The organism is Flintibacter faecis, from assembly GCF_014287875.1.
In the GTDB taxonomy this organism is placed as follows: Bacteria; Bacillota; Clostridia; order Oscillospirales; family Oscillospiraceae; genus Lawsonibacter; species Lawsonibacter faecis_A.
The window spans coordinates 45,574-60,843 of record NZ_JACOPN010000005.1; the positions used below are offsets into that span (position 1 = coordinate 45,574).

11 protein-coding genes are annotated in these 15,270 nt (G+C 64.2%); 7 read left to right on the top strand and 4 right to left on the bottom strand.

What is annotated here, in order from left to right; genetic code table 11:
• The first annotated feature begins 46 nt into the window (after window positions 1-46).
• Genes H8S55_RS08100 through H8S55_RS08110 form a run of 3 tightly spaced genes read left to right on the top strand, consistent with a single transcriptional unit; the run spans window position 47 to window position 4,164 of the window.
• Window positions 47-838 carry a DNA-methyltransferase gene (locus H8S55_RS08100; RefSeq protein ID WP_366467651.1) on the top strand — a complete coding sequence of 264 codons (792 nt, stop codon included), beginning with the start codon at window positions 47-49 and terminating at the stop codon, window positions 836-838.
• A gap of 39 nt (window positions 839-877) precedes the next feature.
• A complete protein-coding gene (locus tag H8S55_RS08105; RefSeq protein ID WP_186878564.1) occupies window positions 878-1,960 on the top strand; it encodes a metallophosphoesterase family protein in 1,083 nt (360 codons plus the stop codon).
• Window positions 1,957-4,164 carry an ATP-binding protein gene (locus H8S55_RS08110; protein ID WP_186878565.1) on the top strand — a complete coding sequence of 736 codons (2,208 nt, stop codon included), beginning with the start codon at window positions 1,957-1,959 and terminating at the stop codon, window positions 4,162-4,164. Before H8S55_RS08105 ends, H8S55_RS08110 begins: the two co-directional genes overlap by 4 nt.
• A 232-nt stretch (window positions 4,165-4,396) precedes the next feature.
• On the opposite strand, the gene typA is transcribed toward H8S55_RS08110, so the two are convergent.
• Both typA and H8S55_RS08120 read right to left on the bottom strand, forming a co-directional pair.
• The gene (gene typA / locus H8S55_RS08115; RefSeq protein ID WP_186878566.1) at window positions 4,397-6,229 is read right to left on the bottom strand and encodes a translational GTPase TypA; all 1,833 of its coding nucleotides are present in this window, start codon (window positions 6,227-6,229) and stop codon (window positions 4,397-4,399) included.
• Between the two features lie 312 nt (window positions 6,230-6,541).
• Window positions 6,542-7,105 (bottom strand): hypothetical protein, encoded by a 564-nt coding sequence (locus tag H8S55_RS08120; protein WP_186878567.1) that lies wholly within the window; start codon window positions 7,103-7,105, stop codon window positions 6,542-6,544.
• Between the two features lie 591 nt (window positions 7,106-7,696).
• Here H8S55_RS08120 and H8S55_RS08125 point away from each other — a divergent pair.
• Both H8S55_RS08125 and H8S55_RS08130 read left to right on the top strand, forming a co-directional pair.
• The gene (locus tag H8S55_RS08125; RefSeq protein ID WP_186878568.1) at window positions 7,697-7,969 is read left to right on the top strand and encodes a hypothetical protein; all 273 of its coding nucleotides are present in this window, start codon (window positions 7,697-7,699) and stop codon (window positions 7,967-7,969) included.
• Window positions 7,970-8,168: 199 nt separating this feature from the next.
• Complete coding sequence (locus H8S55_RS08130; RefSeq protein WP_186878569.1) at window positions 8,169-9,695, top strand: peptidoglycan DD-metalloendopeptidase family protein; 1,527 nt, start codon at window positions 8,169-8,171, stop codon at window positions 9,693-9,695.
• A 79-nt stretch (window positions 9,696-9,774) separates the two neighbouring features.
• Here the strand turns inward: H8S55_RS08130 and H8S55_RS08135 are convergent, their stop codons facing one another.
• Entirely contained in the window at window positions 9,775-10,449 is a 675-nt protein-coding gene (locus H8S55_RS08135; protein ID WP_186878570.1) for a FadR/GntR family transcriptional regulator, read from the bottom strand.
• A gap of 141 nt (window positions 10,450-10,590) precedes the next feature.
• Here H8S55_RS08135 and ilvD point away from each other — a divergent pair, with 141 nt between their 5' ends.
• Window positions 10,591-12,252, top strand: coding sequence for a dihydroxy-acid dehydratase (ilvD, locus tag H8S55_RS08140; protein WP_186878571.1), 1,662 nt, complete (start codon window positions 10,591-10,593; stop codon window positions 12,250-12,252).
• Between the two features lie 146 nt (window positions 12,253-12,398).
• Here ilvD and H8S55_RS08145 read toward each other — a convergent pair whose 3' ends face one another.
• Complete coding sequence (locus tag H8S55_RS08145) at window positions 12,399-13,841, bottom strand: nicotinate phosphoribosyltransferase (protein ID WP_186878572.1); 1,443 nt, start codon at window positions 13,839-13,841, stop codon at window positions 12,399-12,401.
• Window positions 13,842-14,057: 216 nt separating this feature from the next.
• On the opposite strand from H8S55_RS08145, the gene H8S55_RS08150 reads away from it, so the two are divergent.
• Window positions 14,058-15,125, top strand: a complete 1,068-nt coding sequence (locus H8S55_RS08150) for an alanine racemase (protein ID WP_186878573.1) — start codon at window positions 14,058-14,060, stop codon at window positions 15,123-15,125.
• Window positions 15,126-15,270: the final 145 nt, after the last annotated feature.

Genomic DNA, 15,270 nt, shown 5'->3' on the forward strand with positions numbered 1-15,270 from the left:
GGATGCCCGAGACCTCAGCTATATTCCAGACCGAAGTGTCCACCTGGTGCTGACTTCTCCGCCCTATTTCAATCTAAAAGAATACCGCTGCGGAAAAAACCAGTTGGGAATGCTGAACACCTATCAGGACTTTATAAACGAACTGGAAAAGGTTTGGCAGGAGTGTTACCGGGTTTTGGTCCCCGGTGGGCGGATCGTCTGTGTGGTCGGTGATGTATGCCTGTCCAGACGCAAATATGGCCGTCATGTGGTCATGCCGCTCCATTCTGACATCGCCGTCTCCTGCCGCAAAATCGGTTTTGATAATCTAAACCCTATCCTCTGGCACAAAATATCCAATGCGACCTTCGAGGCAAACACCAGCAGTTCTATTTTAGGAAAACCCTATGAGCCCAACGCCATCATCAAAAACGATGTGGAATATATCCTGATGGAACGAAAACCCGGCGGATACCGAAAGCCTACAGAACAGCAACGCATCGACAGCAAGATTCCAAAGGAAGATTTTCAGAATTGGTTCAGCCAGATATGGGAAATGCCAGGAGCCTCCACAAAGAATGGTCACCCGGCCCCCTTCCCCCTGGAGCTTGCCAACCGTCTGGTAAAAATGTTTTCCTTCACGGGAGACACTGTGTTGGACCCCTTCTGCGGAAGCGGCACAACTATGCTGGCCTCTGCTGGCAATGGTCGGAACAGTATCAATGTGGAAACAGAGGTCTATTACTGTGAACACACCATAAAGCGGATTCGTTCCGCATCAAAAACACTCCCGGACCATCAATTTGAGTATATCGATTTAAGCCACGAGCCGGACACATATCCGAAAGATTGCGTGTAGCATGCTAGATTACGTTAGGGAAGGACACGAAAAAACACCATGCTGAACATCATTCACGGGGCGGACTTCCATCTGGACAGCCCCTTTTCCGGCCTCAGCCCGGAGCGGGCGGCCCAGCGGCGGGGGGAGCAGCGGGACCTGCTGACCCGTCTGGCCCAGCTGGCCCGGGAGAAACAGGCCGACCTGGTGCTGCTGTCCGGCGACCTGATGGACGGAGAGACCGTCTATCGGGAGACGGCCCAGGCCCTCTCCCAGGCATTGGGCGGCATCCCCTGCCCGGTGTTCCTGGCCCCGGGCAACCACGACTGCTATAGCCCCTCCTCGGTGTACGCCACCCTGGACTGGCCGGACAACGTCCACATCTTCACCACCCCCGCTGTGGAGGGGGTGGACCTGCCCCAGTTCAACTGCACCGTCTATGGCCGGGCCTTCTGTTCCCCCCACGAGACGGGATCCCCCCTGGCCGGCTTTCAGGCGGCGGAGGACGGACGGCTGACGCTGGCCTGTCTCCACGGGGACACGGCCCCCGGCAGCGGCTACGGCCCCATCTCCCAGGAGGAGATCGCCGCCAGCGGCCTGGACTATCTGGCCCTGGGCCACGTCCACCAGCACAGCGGCCTGCAGCGGGCGGGGCGGACCGCCTGGGCCTATCCCGGCTGTCCCGAGGGCCGGGGCTTTGACGAGCTGGGGGAGAAGGGCGTGCTGCTCCTCCACGCCCAGCCGGGACAGGTGACGGGGGAGTTCGTCCCCCTGTGCCGCCGCCGGTATCAGGACATCCGGGTGGACGTCACCGGCTCTGACCCCCTGGACGCCGTGCTGAACGCTCTGCCCCCGGCCACGGAGGAGGACATCTATCGCATCACCCTTACCGGGGCCTGCACCGCCCCGGATCTGGCCAGACTGCAGCGGGCCCTGGCCCCCCGGTTCTACGGTCTGACCGTGCGGGACGAGACCCGACTGCCCCAGGACCTGTGGCAGCGGCGGGAGGAGGACAGCCTGACCGGGCTGTTCCTTCGGGAGATGGAACAGCTCTGCGCCAAACGGCCCGACGACCCCGTCTGCCGTCTGGCCGCCCGCTTCGGTCTGGCCGCACTGGAAAACGGGGAGGACATCTGCCCATGAAAATTAGAACCATGACCGCCATCTTCGGCAAGCTGGACCGGGCCCGGCTGGAGCTGGGGGACGGTCTGAACCTGATCTGCGCCCCCAACGAGGGGGGAAAATCCACCTGGTGCGCCTTCTGGCAGGCCATGCTCTATGGCTTCGACACCCGGGAGCGGGACCGGAAGGGCCATCTGGCGGAGAAAAACCGCTATCAGCCCTGGTCCGGGGCCCCCATGGCCGGGGAGCTGGAGGTGGAGTGGCGGGGCCGGGATATCACCATCCGCCGGGGCCCCAAAAACGGCGCACCCTTCGCCGCCTTCTCCGCCGTGTACACCGGGACGGAGGAGCCGGTGCCCGGTCTCACCGCCGACACCTGCGGGGAGCTGCTCACCGGCGTGGGCCGGGAGGTATTTCAGCGCTCCGCCTTCCTGGGCAGCGGGGGAGACCTGTCCGTCACCGCCGCCCCAGAGCTGGAGCGGCGCATCGCCGCCCTGGTCTCCTCCGGCCAGGAGGACGTGTCCTTTTCCCAGACCCAGGCCCGCCTGCGGGAGTGGCTCAACCGCCGCCGGGTGAACAAGAGCGTGGGCCAGATCCCCAAGCTGGAGCAGGAGCTGTCCCAGGTGGAGGAGCAGGCGGAAGCGCTGTCCGCCCTGTGCGGGGAGATCGCCCGCCTGGAGGAGACCGTCCGCACCCTGGAACGGGAGCGGGCCGATGCGCTCTCCCGTCTCCGCCGCAGCCGTCTGGCCGCCCAGAATCAGCTGGACCAGACCCGGCAGGAGGCCCGTTCCGCCCTGGACGAGGCCCAGGAGCAGCTGGAGCAGCTGGAGCAATACGGCCCCCTCCCGCCGAAAGACCGGCTGAAGCAGGCCCAGGGGGAGCTGCAATACTTAAAAGTGCTGGACGAGGAGATCCGCCAGGCCGAGGCCGACCACAAGGCGGCGGAGGACCACTATGTCCAGACCCAGATCGCCATCCAGGACCAGCACTTCCCCGGCCTCACCGGGGAGGAGGCTCTGGCTCAGGTCCACAAGGACCTGGACCAGCACCGCTGCTGTCTGGCCCGCGCCAAAAAGAAAGCCCTGTGGGCCAAGCTCCTGCCCCTGTTGGGCCTGCTGGCCGCTGCGGGCAGCGGGGCGGCAGGTTATTTTGTCCAGAAGCAGCCCGTAGGCCTGCCCCTGGCCGCCGGAGCAGCCGTATTTGTGCTGACCCTGATCTTCTCCGGGGTCTGCCGGAGCAAGGCTCGGGGGCTGAAAGACCGGGGAGAAAAAATTCTGGCCCGCTATGGGGTCGGTGACCCCGACGCTCTGCTGCCCCTGGCGGAGGACTATCAGGCCCGCCGCCGTGCTGCCGACCAGGCCGCAGAGCAGCTGAAAGCCGTCCGGGGGGCTCTGAATGACCGCCGGGCCCGGCGGGAGAACAGTCAGGCCGATCTGCTGCGCTTTGCCCGCTCCTTTGCCCCCCAGGTCAGCAGTCTGTTCGGGGTATCTGCCGCCCTGTCCAGGGCGCTGGGGCTGGACCACGAAGCGGAGCTGGCCCGCCAGCGGGTGGCCGAGCGCCGCCGCCGCCTGGACGACCTGCCCCAGCAGGCGGGGGGAGCCGCCGTGCAGGACGACCCCGCTTTGACCCGCGCCGCCGCCCGGCTGGACCAGGCCCGTCAGGCGCTGGACCAGGCCCTGGGCCGTCAGGCCGCTTTGGGCGACCCAGCCGCCCTGTGCGCCCGCCGGGAGCAGCTTCAACAGCAGCTGGAGCAGCGGCGGCAGGAGCACCAGGCCCTCACCCTGGCCCTGTCCGCACTGGAGCAGGCCAACGCCCGGCTGCAGGAGCGGTTTTCCCCCGCCCTGAACCGCCTGGCCGGGGAGTATCTCTCCCGGCTCACCGGGCAGCGCTACCGCCGGGTGTCCTTCACTCGGGAACTGGAGGGCTCTGCCGCCACGGCGGACGACCTGTCCCCCCGCAGTGCCCTGTCCCTGTCCCGGGGCACGGCGGACCAGCTGTACCTGTCCCTGCGCCTGGCGGTGTGCCGCCTGTGTCTGCCGGAAAAGCCCCCCATCGTGCTGGACGATGCCCTGGCCGCCTTTGACGACCAGCGCCTGGGGTATGCGCTGGACCTGCTCCGGGAGCTGGCAGAGGACCAGCAGATCCTTCTCTTCACCTGCCACCGGCGGGAGGGTGCGCTGCTGGCGGGCGACCCCGCTGTAAAGCAGCTGACGCTGCAGGCGTAACCGCAGAAAACGAAAGACCCCCGCTGTCCTTCCGGTGCGGAAAGACAGCGGGGGAGTTGTTTTTGCAGAATCAGCCGCCCGTCGTTGGCGGACCAGATATTGCGGGCGGATAATATCCGCCCCTACTTGCGTTGATGCTCTGTAGGGGCGGATGTCCTCATCCGCCCGAACGATGGCCCTCCAGGCACTGCGGGCCGCTGAGGACAGCGGCCCCTACGTGCAATGACAAGGCTTAGCCGTTCTTCTTCTTGGACGCCTCGCGCATACGGGCGCTGTGGTCCAGCAGACGCTTGCGCAGACGCAGGTTCTCGGGGGTGCACTCCAGCAGCTCGTCGTCAGCCAGGAACTCCAGGCACTGCTCCAAAGACAGGGTCTTGGGGGTGACCAGGCGCAGGGCATCGTCGGAGCCGGAGGCGCGCATGTTGGTCAGCTGCTTCTTCTTGCACACGTTGACGGAGATGTCCTCCTGCTTGGGGCACTCGCCCACGATCATGCCGGCATATACGGGGACGCCCGCGCCGATAAACAGGGTGCCCCGCTCCTGGGCGTTGAACAGGCCGTAGGTCACGGCCTCGCCCGTCTCAAAGGCCACCAGGGAGCCGGTGGACCGGCGCTGGATCTCGCCCTTCATGGGGGCATACTTCTCAAAGACCGAGGCCATGATGCCCTCGCCCTTGGTGTCGGTCAAAAACTCGTTGCGATAGCCGAACAGGCCCCGGGAGGGGACCAGGAACTCCAGCTTGGTGCGGTTGCCCACGGGGTTCATGGACAAAAACTCACCCTTGCGGGAGCCCAGCTTCTCCATCACCGCGCCCACGCAGTCGTTGGGCACATCGGCCACCAGGCGCTCCACGGGCTCGCACTTCACGCCATCGATCTCCTGGAACAGCACGCGGGGGGGAGAGACCTGGAACTCATAGCCCTCCCGGCGCATGGTCTCCATCAGGATGGACAGGGACATCTCGCCCCGGCCGGCCACATTGAAGGAGTCGGTGGAGTCCTCCACCTCGGTCACCCGCAGGGACACGTCCTTCAGGGTCTCCCGGAACAGGCGGTCCCGGATCTGGCGGCTGGTGACGAACTTGCCCTCCCGCCCGGCAAAGGGGGAGTCGTTGACGGAGAAGGTCATCTCGATGGTGGGGGCGGAGATCTTCACAAACTCGATGGGCTCCACAGCCTCGGGGGCGCAGATGGTATCGCCGATGGTCACGTCGCCGATGCCGCTCATGGCGATGATGTTGCCGGCGGTGGCCTCCTGCACGGGGACCTTGGCCAGACCGTCAAACTCATACAGGGCGGTGGCCTTGGCCTTCTTGGCGGGGGAGTCGGGGTCGTGATAGTTGCACACGGCGATCTCCTGGTTCTGCTTGATGGTGCCCCGCTCGATGCGGCCGATAGCGATGCGGCCCACAAACTCGCTGTAGTCGATGGAGGAGACCAGCATCTGGAAGGGCTGGTCTACGTCGGCCTCGGGGGCGGGGATATAGTTGATGATGGTCTCGAACAGGGGCTTCAGGTCGGTCCCGGGCACGTCAGGGGAGTAGGAGGCGGTGCCCTGGCGGCCGGAGCAGAACAGGGTGGGGGACTCGAACTGCTCGTCGGTAGCGTTCAGGTCCAGCAGCAGCTCCAGCACCTCGTCCATGACCTCGTGGATGCGCTGGTCGGGGCGGTCGATCTTGTTCACCACCACGATGACCCGGTGGCCCAGCTCCAGGGCCTTGGACAGGACAAAGCGGGTCTGGGGCATGGGGCCCTCGGCGGCGTCCACCAGAAGGATAACGCCGTTGACCATCTTCAGGATGCGCTCCACCTCGCCGCCGAAGTCGGCGTGGCCCGGAGTGTCCACGATGTTGATCTTCACGTCGCCGTACTGCACGGCGGTGTTCTTGGCCAGAATGGTGATGCCCCGCTCACGCTCCAGGTCGTTGGAGTCCATGACGCGGTCCACCACGGTCTGGTTTTCCCGGTACACGCCGGACTGCTTCAGCATTTCGTCCACCAGAGTGGTCTTGCCGTGGTCTACGTGGGCGATGATCGCTACGTTTCTCAGCTTTTCGTTACGCACGATATTGGCACCTCGAATTCTCAAAATTGCGTTTCAGCATGTGTTTCAAATTTTAGACGGGATATTATACCCCTAATTCCGAAAAAACGCAACGCCTTTCCCGCAAAAAAGACGGCCCCTCCACGAAAAAAAGCAAGGTGTTCCAGAAAAAAGGACGGATTGCCACGTCGGGCTGCGCCCTCCTCGCAATGACAGAAAATTGGCCGCTGCGTGAAAACGGAAGACTTCCTGTTCTTGTCATTGCGAGGAGCGAAAGTGACGTGGCAATCCGTCCTCCCCCCATAGAAAAACCGCCCCCCTCGATGCCAATCCTCACGCTCTGCCCTTTTTAAGGTATCTCCGTCCCCACCACACCGCAATGCCCAGCACCACTGCAGCTCCCAGCAGCAGGGGAGTACTGCTCACGGAATGCTGATAATGGACAAAGATGCTCTGTCCCGTCTGACTGTGGACTCGGGGTGTTTTGGGCAGCAGGACGAACCGGGCCGTGCCCTCCAGCTCTTTGGCAAAGAGACCGGCCTTGTCCAGGGGTGCCGACCAGGCCACGCGGCCCTGATACGCCTCTCCCGGTCTGCCGGTCTGATCATACTGCGCCCCGTCGGCCCGATGCTCGCTGACGAAGGACCCGGCATAGGTGTCCCGGCCCGAATCCCAGGTCACCGTGATCTCATCGTCTCCCCGATGCCGGGGCCGCCCGGGGTTCCAGACATAGTCCACCCGGACCTCTGTCTGGGCCACCTGCCCCGTCTCCCCGTCATACTCCTCCTGGGTGGACAGGGTCAGGGCCAGATGGGCGTTCTGCTCCGTCTCCGCAGGCTCCAGCCCCCGGCGGGTCTCATAAAAATATAGGGTCTGCTCCGTCGTATAACAGGCCATAGGCCCTCCTTTCCCCGCATGGCGGGTGCTTCTGATTGGATTGTATCATGATTTTTGTGTTTTGTATAGAAGAACGGCAAATTTAGCCTTCCCCTGGGGGAAGGTTGAGACTGTCAAAAAAGCCTGTCATTGCGAGGCCGATTCCCCTTGTCAAGGGGAAATGTCCCGAAGGGACAAAAGGGATAGGGAGGCCCAACGGGCCGACGTGGCAATCCGTTCCTACTGCGGGTGCTGCGCCGACGGCGGGCCGCTGGGGACAGCGGCCCCTACGGACAAGGTTCGTCACATTCCGTAGGGGCGGATGTCCCCATCCGCCCGGAATCCCCCGCCCCTTGGCTCCCCCCGTGGGGGAGCTGGCACGGCGATAGCCGTGACTGAGAGGGCAAGACCGCCCTCTCGGGGCCGGCTCTTTACGCCCCATCTCGAAACTTTGTTCTAAAATCACCTTGACAAGCTCGAACAGATGTTGTATTCTCATTCCAGAACATTTGTTTCGACAAAATTCGTCGCTGTCCGGTTTTTGGGACAGGGCTTCGGGTACTCTATTCCCATCAAACGGCCCCGATGCGGGGGATAAGGGAGGAACGGCAGATGCAGACGATACAGGCTTCCAGAACCTATATGATGTGCGCCCGGGATAAGGTGGTGGACCTGGGGGAATACCGCCGCAGTCTGGCCGACTGCTGGTCCGTCCAGACAGGGGCCCCGGCGGAGCCCCCGGTCCCGGCCATCCCCGTTCTTGTTTCCCGGCCCCGCCGCCGGGGGAGCCGCCTGCGCCGGTGCGCCCTGGCCATGGACCTTCTGGCCAGCCTGGGGGTGGTGGCCATGACCGCCGCCTTCACCTTCTGGGTGCTGGCGATCTGACCGCTTTCGGCAAAATATCCCCTCGTTCACAAAAGGTTTTCAATTTGGTCTTAAATTTTTCCAGAAAACAGCCCTCTCCCCTCCGGCACAGGGTTGACGGACCGGGAAAAACCGTGTATAGTACGATTGTTACCGAATTGTAACTCTTTTTGAAGGCCCCACCCAGCGGCGGGGCCAGACACGATGAACGAGGCGGAACATGGAACATAATTTACAAGACCGGCAGACCGGCCTGTGGGCCCGGCTGCGAGAGCGGGCGGCAGCCTGGAACGACCCGGAAGCCCGCCAGCAGCGGGGCCGCCTGGCGGGACAGCGGCGGCGGCTGGCCCGGGATTGGGCCCGTATCCATCTGCGCCGGATGGCCCACCGGACCCACGGCTCCCTGGCCATTCACCAGGCCGTCGGCCCAGTCTCTTTTCTGGTGGTGTCCGCCGCCCTGGGGGTGGCGCTGACTCTGACCACCCTCTATACCCCCAGCTATGCCGTCACGGTGGACGGAGCGCCGGTGGGCGTGGTGGCCGACCGGGACGTGGTGGACCGGGCCATTGCCGATGTAGAGGCCCAGGGCTCCTCCCTGCTGGGCTATGACTATCAGGTCCAGGGGGACATCGGTTATCAGTTTGCCCTCACCCTGAAAACCGACCTGAACAGCCAAAATCAGATCGAGGACTATTTCTACAGCCAGCTCAACGACGTGAGCGTCCACCTGCGCAAGTGCGAGGTGGTGGTGGACGGTCAGGCCGTGGGCGTGGTAAAGGACGAGACCGCCCTGCGGGACATGCTGGACGACCTGAAAAACCAGTATGTGAACGAGAACACCACCTCGGTGGAATTCATGCAGGACATGTCTATCCAATACGTCTACGCGGCAGACAGCGTGCTGACCACTGAGGAGATGCAGGCCGCCCTCCAGTCCAGCGGAAACGGCTCCGGCACCTACACCGTGGTGAAGGGGGACACCTTCAACGGCATCGCCTACGCCAACAACATGTCCATCAGCGACCTGAAGGCCCTGAACCCCGGCGTGGACATCAACCGCCTGATGATCGGCGACGTGCTGAACGTGAAGGCCCAGACCCCGGTGCTGTCTGTCAAGACCACCGAGCACCAGGTGTACACGCAGGAGATCGAGTGCCCCGTAGAGACCCGGGAGGACAGCTCCATGTACAAGGGCACCTCTAAAATCGTCACCCAGGGCGTGAAGGGCGAGGCAAAGCTGGAGGCCGACGTGACCTATGTCAACGGCCAGGAGCAGCAGCGGGACATCCTGTCCAATGTCACCGTGCGGGAGCCAACCACCACCATCAAGGCCGTGGGCACCAAGGAGAAGCCCAAGACCGCCTCCACCGGCTCCTTCTCCTGGCCCATCTCCGGGCGCATCAACTCCTATTTCGGCGGGCGGTACATCTTTGGCCGGTACAGCTATCACTCCGGCATCGACATCGCCGCAAGCTATGGGGCCAGCATCCGGGCTGCCGACGGCGGCAAGGTCACCTTCGCCGGGTACAAGGGCAGCTATGGCAATCTGGTGGTCATCACCCACGACAACGGCACCCAGACCTATTACGGCCACAACTCCTCGCTGCTGGTATCCGCCGGACAGAAGGTATCCAAAGGACAGGCCATCGCCCGGGCGGGCAGCACCGGCCGCTCCACTGGCACCCACTGCCATTTCGAGGTCCGGGTCCGGGGCTCCGCCGTCAATCCCCTGAACTATCTGCGATAACCTCCCCACAAGCACAGACCACCCCTGAACTGACCGGCCGGTCAGTCCAGGGGTGGTTTTTTGCGCAGAGCTTCTCTTTTTACGCGTCCTCCACGCCCAGCTCCTCCACGGCGTGGCGCATGTGGATGGCCATGGCGTGCTCGGCCCCCTCGCCGTCCCGCTTTCGGATGAACTCCAGCAGCAGGGCGTGGTCCTGCAGGGTGATCTGGGCCAGGGCCTCCTTGTGCGCCCCGGCGGCGATGGCCGTCTCCACCGCCCGGTCGATCATGGGCAGCAGGCGCATCATAAATTCGTTGTGGGCCGCCCGGACGATGGCGGCGTGAAAGGCCCGGTCCGTCCGAGTGCGGTCCGCCCCACGGCGGATGCAGTCGGCCACCGCCTCCCCCTGCGTTAAGATGTCCTCCAGCTCCCGCTGGGTGGCCCGGCGGCAGGCCAGACGGGCGGCCCGGGGCTCGAAGATGGTCCGCAGTTCAAACAGATCCCGCAGCTGGCCCCTCACCCGGGCCAGGTCATCAAAGCCGAAGTCCTCCACTTGGGCCGCCTTTTGGGTGACAAAGGTGCCCCGGCCCCGGCGCACCTCCACCACGCCCTGGACCAGCAGGGCCCGCAGGGCCTCCCGCAGGGTGGCCCTGCTCACCCCCAGCTGGGCGGAGAGCTCCACCTCGTTGGGCAGCTTCTCCCCGGGCCGGAACCGCTTTTCCACCGCGATCCAGCTGTACAGCGTCTTTCCCGCCTGCTGGGACAGATTTCCCATGGTCCATTCCTCTTTTCTCTTGACAATTCTGAATCACATGATATAACATGTAGTCAGACAATGCAATAGTTATCAGACAACTATTTTCTCCCGGGATGTCTCCCACTTCCCGAGGGACTATTTTGAGGAGGAGTTTTTTGTATGCGCTCTGACGTTGTGAAAAAAGGCATCCCTGCCGCTCCCAACCGCTCTTTGCTCTATGCCCTGGGCTATACCAAGGAGGAGCTGGAGCGCCCCCTGATCGGCGTGGTCTGCTCCTATAACGAGATCGTCCCCGGCCACATGAACCTGGACAAGATCGCCCAGGCGGTGAAGGCCGGCATCCGGGCCACCGGGGGCACCCCCGTGGAGTTCCCCGCCATCGCCGTGTGCGACGGCATCGCCATGGGCCATGTGGGCATGAAGTATTCCCTGGTCACCCGGGACCTCATCGCCGACTCCACCGAGGCCATGGCCATGGCCCACCAGTTCGACGGCCTGGTGATGATCCCCAACTGCGACAAAAACGTGCCCGGCCTGCTTATGGCCGCCGCCCGGGTGAACATCCCCACCATCTTCTGCTCCGGCGGCCCCATGCTGGCCGGCACCCTGAACGACGGCCGCCGCACCTGCCTGTCCCACATGTTCGAGGCCGTGGGCGCTTACTACGCCGGAAAGCTGGACGAGGCCGGGGTGGAGGAGTATGAGAACGCCGCCTGTCCCACCTGCGGCTCCTGCTCGGGCATGTACACCGCCAATTCCATGAACTGCCTCACCGAGGCCATCGGCATGGCCCTTCGGGGCAACGGGACCATCCCCGCCGTCTATTCCGCCCGGCTGCGCCTGGCCAAGCACGCGGGCATGAAGATCATGGAGCTGGTGGAAAAGAACATCCGGCCCCGGGACATCATGACCCAGGCCGCCTTCCACAATGCCGAGACCATCGACATGGCCCTGGGCTGCTCCACCAACACCATGCTCCACCTGCCCGCCATCGCCCACGAGTGCGGCATCCAGCTGTCCTTTGACATGGCCAACGAGATCTCCGACCACACCCCCAACCTGTGCCACCTGGCCCCCGCGGGCAACACCTATATGGAGGACCTGGAGCGGGCCGGCGGCGTGTACGCCGTGATGGCCGAGCTGGCCAAGAAGGACCTGATCGACACCGGCCTGCTCACCTGCACAGGCAAGACCATCGCCGAAAATCTTCAGGGCGTGGTCAACCGCGACCCGGAGATCATCCGGCCCATCGACGACCCCTACACCAAGACCGGCGGCATCGCCGTACTCAAGGGCAACCTGGCCCCCGACGGCTGCGTGGTGAAGCAGTCCGCCGTGGCCCCGGAGATGATGGTCCACCAGGGCCCCGCCCGGGTGTTCAACAGCGAGGACGAGGCCATCCAGGCCATCTACGACGGCAAGATCGTCGCCGGCGACGTGGTGGTCATCCGGTATGAGGGCCCCAAGGGCGGCCCCGGTATGCGGGAGATGCTCAACCCCACCTCCGCCATTGCGGGCATGGGCCTGGACAAGGACGTGGCCCTCATCACCGACGGCCGCTTCTCCGGCGCCACCCGGGGCGCATCCATCGGCCACGTCTCCCCCGAGGCGGCCAGCGGCGGCCCCATCGGCCTGGTGGAGGAGGGCGACCTCATCTCCATCAACATCCCCCAGCACACCATCCAGCTGCTGGTGGACGACGATACCCTGGCCCAGCGCAAGGCCAAGTGGGTCTGCCCCGAGCCCAAGATCAAAACCGGCTATCTGGCCCGCTACGCCAAGATGGTCTCCTCCGCCGACAAGGGTGCGATTTTGGAGTAATAAGCGGTGCGGCCCTCTCCGCCCAGTGTACGCACTGGGCATCTCCCCCTTCGGGGGAGCTGGCAGCGCAGCTGACTGAGAGGGCCACAGCATAAACCCCCGCCGTTTTCAACAAAACGGCGGGGGTTTATAACGTTATTTCCAGCTTATCCGTTGCTGCTGAGCAGCTGCTGCTTGATGTCCCACAGCTTCTGGGACAGGTCCACATAGTAGTTGTGGGGGTTCTCAAAGCGCTTGACCTCGTCCCACAGGGCGTCCACCTGGCGCTGGCAATAGGCCCGGCTGGTCTGGATGTCGGGCACCTGATACACCAGCTTTCCCCCCTGGAACACGGGCACCAGCAGCTCGGTGGCATAGATGCCAGTGAAGGTCTTCTTCTTCCAGGTGGCATCCGGGTCGAACAGCTCCAGGGGCTGGGAGAAGTCGAACTGCTCGTCGTGGAGACAGACTAAATCGGCCTCGGCTTTGCCGGTATCCTTGGAGAAGATGCGGTAGACCTTTTTAAAGTGGGGGGTGGTGATCTTGGCGGGGTTCTCGCTGATCTTGATCTTGGGGATGATGTTGCCCTGGTCGTCCTCGATGGCGGCCAGCTTGTAAACGCCGCCGAACACCGGCTCAGACCGGGAGGTGATCAGCCGCTCGCCCACGCCGAAGGCATCGATGCGGGCCCCCTGGCGCACCAGGTCCCGGATGATATACTCGTCCAGGGCGTTGGACACGAAGATCTTGCAGTCGGTCAGCCCCGCGTCATCCAGCATCTTCCGGGCCTTTTGGGACAGATAGGTCAGATCGCCGGAGTCCAGGCGGATGCCGCAGCGGGTAATCCCCTGGGGCAGCAGAATTTCTTTGAAGGCCCGGATGGCATTGGGCACGCCGGATTTGAGCACATTATAGGTATCCACCAGCAGGGTGGCGTTGTTGGGATACAGCTGGCAATAGGTCTTGAAGGCGGTGTACTCATCTGGGAACATCTGCACCCAGGAGTGGGCCATGGTGCCCGAGGCGGGGGAGCCATACCGCTGGTCGGCCAGGGTGCAGGCGGTGGAGGCACAGCCGGCAATATAGCTGGCCCGGGCGCCCAGCACGGCCCCGTCCGCCCCCTGGGCCCGGCGGGAGCCGAACTCAGACACCGGGCGGCCCTCGGCGGCCCGGACGATGCGGTTGGACTTGGTGGCGATCAGGCTCTGGTGGTTCAGGGTCAGCAGGATAAAGGTCTCCACAAACTGGGCCTGGATGGCCGGGGCGCGGACCGTCAGAATGGGCTCGCCGGGGAAGACGGGCGTGCCCTCGGGCACGGCCCAGATGTCGCCGGTAAATTCAAAGTGCAACAGATACTGCAAAAACTCCTCGCTAAAGCAGCCCTTGCCCCGGAGATAGGCCACATCCTCCTCGTCAAAGCTCAGGCCCTGGATATACTCCACCACCTGGGCCAGGCCCGCGGCGATGGAGAATCCGCCCTTGTCGGGCACCGAACGGTAGAACACGTCGAAATAGCAGATCCGGTCCTTCAGTCCCGTCTGAAAATAGCCGTTGGCCATGGTCAGCTCATAAAAATCACACAGCATCGTCAGGTTTGTTTTCGCTTTCATTCCTGAGGCCGCCTCCTCATATCAGGGGTGACAAGACACCCCGGTTTCTCCCTATTATAACCGGATTCGCCCGAAAAGGCAACTGTGAATTCTGTCCCATTGCCTTTTCCCGCAAAGGGTGGTAAAATAGCCGAAAAAGGCTGTGCCCGCCCATATCCACGCTGCGGGCCCTGTTCCACCGCGTCCCGACACAGAGATAAAGGGGAGTGCTGCATCATGCGCAAGCTGGTCATCGACAGAGCCGCCATCAAAAATAACCTGACGGTCATCAAGGACCGGGCCGCCGGGGCCGCCATCTACGGCGTGCTCACCGGCGACGGGCAGGGGGTGGGCACCGCCGCCCTGGCCCAGCTGCTGCGGGACGAGGGCATCGGCCGCTTTGCCGTGTCCGAGGTCTCCGAGGCCGAGGCCCTGCGTCAGGCGGGCTTTGTGGACGAGGAGATCCTGATGCTTCGGGCCACCACCGACCGGGAGGAGCTGGAGCGGCTGGTGGACCTGAACGTGGTGTGCACCGTCTCCTCTGTGGACACAGGCATGGCCCTGAACGCCCTGGCGGGCAACCGCTCCACCGTGGCCGAGGCCCACATCCAGGTGGACACGGGCATGGGCTTTGGGGGCTTTTTGGTCAGCGAGCCGGAGAAGCTGCTGCTGGCCTATCGCTCCATGCCCAACGTGGCCCTGTCCGGGGTGTATACCCAGCTCCATGCCGCCCGGCCCAACGACCCCCAGGCCAAGCGCCAGCTGGAGCAATTCCAGTTGGCCCTGGATGCCATCCACCAGGCGGGGTTCGAGACCGGGGCGGTCCACGCCGCCGGCTCCTTCGCCCTGCTCCACGGGCTGGCACCGGAGCTGGACGGGGTCCGGGCCGGCTCGGCCATCCTGGGCCGGTGCCGCCGCACCCGGGACGACGGGCTGAAGACCGTGGGCTTTGGACAGGCTCCCCTCACCGAGGTACGCTGGCTTCCCAAGGGCCATGTGCTGGGGGTGGACCGGCCGGTCACGCTGAAAAAGCCCACCCGGGTGGCGGTGCTGCCCGTGGGGTATCAAAACGGCTTTGGCATCACCCGCCCCCGGGAGACGGGGCTGCTGGCCGCCATCGCCCGGTGGCGGAAGAATAACCGCCGCACCGTGCGCCTGGGGTCCCAGCGCGCCCGGGTGCTAGGCGGCCTGGGAGCCAGCGAGCTCATTCTGGACGTGACGGACGTGAAGTGCTCCGTGGGCGACCTGGCCACCTTTGAGATAGACCCCCTGTTCGCCCGGGGCTTTCAGGTGGAGTTTCGATAAGGGACAAGACCGGCAGGGGCGGATGTCCTCATCCGCCCGGACAACGGGCCGCCGGGGTCAGCGGCCCCCTGCAGACGGCCCCGTCATATCCCGTAGGGGCGGATGTCCTCATCCGCCCGGACAACGGGCCGCTGGGGACAGCGGC